Annotated in this window: 2 protein-coding genes; one reads left to right on the top strand and one right to left on the bottom strand. The window is 47.0% G+C overall.

From position 1 onward, the window contains the following. Positions 1-274 (bottom strand): reverse transcriptase N-terminal domain-containing protein (locus DSM107010_RS37820; protein ID WP_199756070.1); only part of this gene is annotated, 274 nt, incomplete at its 3' end. Between the two features lie 176 nt (positions 275-450). Between DSM107010_RS37820 and DSM107010_RS37825 the strand changes: the two genes are divergently transcribed. Continuing rightward, complete coding sequence (locus DSM107010_RS37825) at positions 451-654, top strand: hypothetical protein (protein WP_146139850.1); 204 nt, start codon at positions 451-453, stop codon at positions 652-654. Positions 655-999 lie beyond the last annotated feature (345 nt).

A 999-nucleotide genomic window follows, 5' to 3' on the forward strand; every position in this document is an offset into this window, starting at 1 on the left:
CTAGCATCTTGGCTGACCAAGACTTCATCAATGTTTTTTGGAGTCTGCGGACTGCCTTGACATCACCACGACTAGAGGCTCGATAGATTCGTTTTTGCAACTTAAAGATTCGTTTTTCTAACTTTTGCCAGTCAACGTTTCTCCATTCCACCGTCGATTTTTCGTCACTTACTTTCCTAATTGGTTTTTTCTTCAGGGGGATAAATCCCTTTTGGGGAAGTTCACACCTCTTTAGTAGTAAATCAGCGAATTGTCGCGTTTTAGCTTTATTCATTGCTACTTGTGACTCTATCCTCCAAATCATCGTGAGTCTGTCAGCATATCCCTGTCATTTCAACAGGGCATTCGCTTCTGACTCAATCCCTCCCCCTTGTTCGCTTATGGCTAGCTACCTACTGGGTATCGACCGACCCAGGTCAAACAAGAGGGTTACTTCGTTCCTGACAACCATTGGTAGAAACCTTTAGAGTGATGCTGTCCACCGGATTTATGGGAAGTGCTTGTCGGTCACACCTAGAAGTGCCGATTCTCTATTCTTTACCTTTTGGTTCCAGCCTTTCAGCCTTTTGGCTGGTTTGGAATGACGATGGTTCAGACGCATCTTCAAGCCGGAGCTTTACTCATGGGTTCTTGCTAGGCGCTTCACCGGATTAGGCTTCCAGTTTATCGCCATGTTACCCCGCTACAATGGTCACTTAGGGTTGCTACTCCTGAGTGTGGGGGTCATGCTGTCACCGCTGCACCTGCGGGGAGGGACTTATCTATCTGTTATTAGGCAGAGATTCACCCTCATGGTTGTCAAGTTGTCAAGGTTCGGTTGGGATTTCTCCCGTCTTCTAGAACCAGGCGGTCATCCTTGAGTATTACTACTCATTTCGACCAACGAATCACAGCTAAATCGTTCCACCAAGTTCCGGTATCGCGCCATCCCCGCTCTCTGGCAGCTGCTAACTTTCCGTCTAGAGAACCAGTAAAGGGATTTGACAGGTCAATTTCGTT

The organism is Chroococcidiopsis cubana SAG 39.79, from assembly GCF_003991895.1.
Classification (GTDB): Bacteria; Cyanobacteriota; Cyanobacteriia; order Cyanobacteriales; family Chroococcidiopsidaceae; genus Chroococcidiopsis; species Chroococcidiopsis thermalis.